This is a genomic window from Methanosarcina sp. A14 (assembly GCF_001729375.1).
Classification (GTDB): domain Archaea; phylum Halobacteriota; class Methanosarcinia; order Methanosarcinales; family Methanosarcinaceae; genus Methanosarcina; species Methanosarcina barkeri.
On sequence record NZ_LZPK01000305.1, the window covers coordinates 1 to 3,623 of the forward strand.

General features: G+C 40.4%; 2 protein-coding genes and 1 pseudogene. 1 reads left to right on the forward strand and 2 read right to left on the reverse strand.

The features are described 5' to 3' along the window. The first annotated feature begins 70 nt into the window (after positions 1 to 70). Positions 71 to 463, forward strand: coding sequence for an RDD family protein (locus A9239_RS13580; RefSeq protein WP_048117372.1), 393 nt, complete (start codon positions 71 to 73; stop codon positions 461 to 463). 512 nt (positions 464 to 975) lie between these two features. On the opposite strand, the pseudogene A9239_RS18490 reads toward A9239_RS13580, so the two are convergent. Next, positions 976 to 2,352, reverse strand: a pseudogene (locus tag A9239_RS18490) (monomethylamine:corrinoid methyltransferase). 19 nt (positions 2,353 to 2,371) lie between these two features. Then, a complete protein-coding gene (locus A9239_RS13595; RefSeq protein WP_048117364.1) occupies positions 2,372 to 3,025 on the reverse strand; it encodes a methyltransferase cognate corrinoid protein in 654 nt (217 codons plus the stop codon). Between the last annotated feature and the right edge of the window lie 598 nt (positions 3,026 to 3,623).

The window sequence follows — 3,623 nt, forward strand, 5'->3', positions numbered from 1 at the left end:
ATATTTTATTAATAGAGTTAACTTTATTATTCAGCACTGCATCTGTATAAATTAAATGAGAAAGATTTGGATGCAACCATACTCTGGAATTTCTAGGAGGCTTATAGCCTCAATAATCGACATTTTCGTAATTATTTTCCTTTTTATGTTTTTAGAGCTAATCACAGAAACCCTGGATGACCCCCTTTTCTATATTCTGTTTTTTCTAACAATGTGGGCTTATTTTGTCTTTCAGGAGAGTTCGACCCTTAGGTCAACTGTGGGCAAGCAAGCTGTGAACATTATTGTTACCGACCTCAACGGAAACAGAATTTCCTTTACGCAGGCAACAAAGCGCTTTATTCTGAAAATTTTCGCTGTAATTCCCTTTTTTACAGGTTTTCTACTGATCCTTTTTACTTCAAAAAAGCAGGCCTTTCACGATATCGTTGCAAAGACCGTAGTGTTTATTCAAGAGGACTAAGCTGAATCGGTTCCTCTAAATCAGCACATAAATTATGAATAAACTCATCCCAAAACCAATTTTCTTATCAAATCATTAAATTTTTAGGATTGTTTTTTGTGATATTTAGAAAAAGCAAATTGCGTGCGACCACCCCGATCTAAACAGGCTATTTGATAATTCAATTTCAGGGCAAAAACATATGATGAATAAGCATGTGAACTACTCTAAGCTAAAGACTTAGTGGCTTCCTGAGTCATCCTCCCAACCAATGTTGCCGAGTCGTAAAGGCTTTGTCCCTTGTTTCAAAGGTGAAGTAGAATATGACCGTGAAAGTATAGAAAAAGCATGTGTAAAGTACCCAAAAAGTCAGAAAGTCTGGACTTAAAGTCCAGAGTCAGTCGGAGAATTAAGCGACTTCTCAACTGACTTTCTTAACTGACTTTCTTAACTGACTTTCTTAACTGACTTTCTTAACTGACTTCTATTTTGAGAAGCAATTTCGATTTTAACAAACGATGTTTATTTTTATTTTAGAATACAAGTCCCAGGTCTTCGAGCTTCTTCCTTGCTCCGTCGTAGACCTGCATGTACTCGTCAGTTGGTGTTACGGTCTTTACATCGTAACATTCCTGGAAGGTCTTTCCTGCTGGTGCGCTTGCGTAATTCTTCTCATAGAGTGCTACAAGCTTGTCGAGTATCACATTTACTTCTGAGATTTCCACACCTGCGGTTGCCCTTGCTACTTCTCCCATCATTCTGGCTTCCATACCTGTTGTCTTGTCGGTCACGACACCCTTTGCTGATGCTACTCCTGAGAGAATTTCTCTGCCTGAAGCTGTGTCGGTAATTGATTGGGCTGAAGCTTCTAGCAGGCACATCTCAGTGCATGGTCCTGCACATGGGTAGTACTGGTTACCTGACAGTATGTCCGTAAATTCGGAAATTGTTGCACATGCCCATCCTGCAATCATCAGTGTCTCTCTGGTGTTGGTTGAACCCCAGCGGATGTGTACAGGGCCGTCAAGGTGCCAGCTTGCACTGCTCATGAGAACAGCGTTAATGTGGGTTGCAACATCTACAATTGTTGTTTCTTCAATTCCGCCTGCATACCCTCCAAAGATCGGCATCTGTTCGTCCATAATGATATCACTGTTTGCAGTGTAGTGAGCAATAACTGAGATTGCATCGAGATCAATCTTGAGTTCACAGAGTTGCGAGACCTCGTGGCTGTCCGTGCAGGTCATTCCGCCGGCGCAGTCAGCGGAAATATTTCCCTGAGCGGACAGGGAAGTCTCTGGGCCCTAGACACCCATGCCAGGCCTACCCGCCATGGCGCAAGCATTCTTAATTAGCCTTGTTTCGGTCTTTGCAGCAAGAACTTCATAAGGACTTTTTGGAATAGGCGCTTTTCCGCGTACTGTAGTCATTACACCGTTAACAATCGTGTCTACTTCCTTTTCCAGGGCATAGCTCATGTGAACAGGCATAAACACATCTTCGGAAATTGGAGAACCGGTAGGCCCACCCTGTACGATTGGTTTTGCCTTGTCACCAACACTTCTCTTTCTTACATTGACGGCATCCCTGCCTGTACCGAGTACAAATTCTTTCTGCACGTTGTTAATTGCATCCCATATTTCGTCTTCAGTGTACTTTACGATTCTGTGGGTATCGGTACAGTATATCCCGCACTCAAGCAGCATCTCAAATCCGGCTTTGAAGAGTTTTTCCATCATGTCCTTGTCTGTCGGGATAAACTCTCCCTTGAAGTCAAGCCCGTACTTCTGCTTGAGTTCCATTGCCTTCATTGGGATCTTCATGAGGTCCCAGTCGTCCAGAGTACACTTTTCTCCTACTTTTGCTCTGTCGTAGAAATCATAGCAATCAAAAGACTTTCTAAATGTCATTGTCTTTTGCCTCCCAGGATTATTTCATTACCTCAAGTGCAACTTTTGCAGCCTCAGCAGCATTTTCTGCAGTTGCATCAGCTCCGATTTCTTCGATCCATTTATCAGATACAGGAGCTCCTCCAAACATGCACTTTACACTGTCCCTGAGTTTTTCTTCTTTGAGCCTGTCCATGAGGTCTTTCTGGCCGAGCATGGAGGTGGTCATAAGGGCAGAACCTACTAAGAGGACTTTTTCTCCCTTGTGCTTTGCAGCCTCTTCGACAACGGTTTCATTAAGCACATCAACTCCCAGGTCAAAGATTTGGAACCCATTTGCTCCGAGCATAGTGGTAACAAGCCTGTGTCCAATGTCGTGAATATCCCCTTCTGCAACAAAGGTGATGGCAAGTCCTGCTTCGTCTCCCTCTTTCTTGTTCTTTTCAAGTTCAGGGGTAAGGACTTCCATTGCATTGCTCATTGCTTTTCCAGACATCATAATTTGAGGCAAAAAAATCTCGGCAGCTTCGAATTTGTCACCGACAATTTTCATTCCAACGGAAAGACCCTTTGTAATAATGTCAAGTGCCGGAATTCCTAAAGCCAGAGCCTCCTTGCATAGCTCTGGAGTACCTGCAACGTCTTGATTTACTATTGCGTCGCGTAACTTATCAAAGATTTCAGTATTTGTCATCCCATTATCACTTCTTTTTCACGTTTGGCCGATCAGGAATTAGTTTCCCACTTATCGGATATCGGAATCTCATTACCTCTTTTTAATATATAAATCTTATTCTTCGGACTGATGTTTATATATATTTTGTGTTAAATATTATGTGGGCAACAATATATAATATAAATATATTTTGATTGAATTTCTTTGAAATCAAGCCAGAATATCTCACTATAAAAATAAAAAAGAGAATGAAAAACGAAAAAATGTTACATAAATAAAAAGTTTTTGATTAATCCCACCGTAACCTGAAAAAAGAGAAATATTAACGGTGCAGTATTCAGCAAAAAATCAAAAATGATAGCTATCAGCCTGCTTTCACACTTTCACCTCAGAATTCTTTCATCCAGGGTCAGGCTAAGATTGTTTCACAAGAAAAGAACTTTTTAAATGAATTAAAACAAATTTCCAGACTTTAAAAAAGAAATAGAGGAAATTATGCCTGTTGGATTGAATCTAAAGTATAATATTACTTTATAAGTTTGATATTCTTCTCAAATCTGAAATATCGCTAACTTTTTTCCAATTTATAAAAATTTTAATAAATCATTGATCTGTC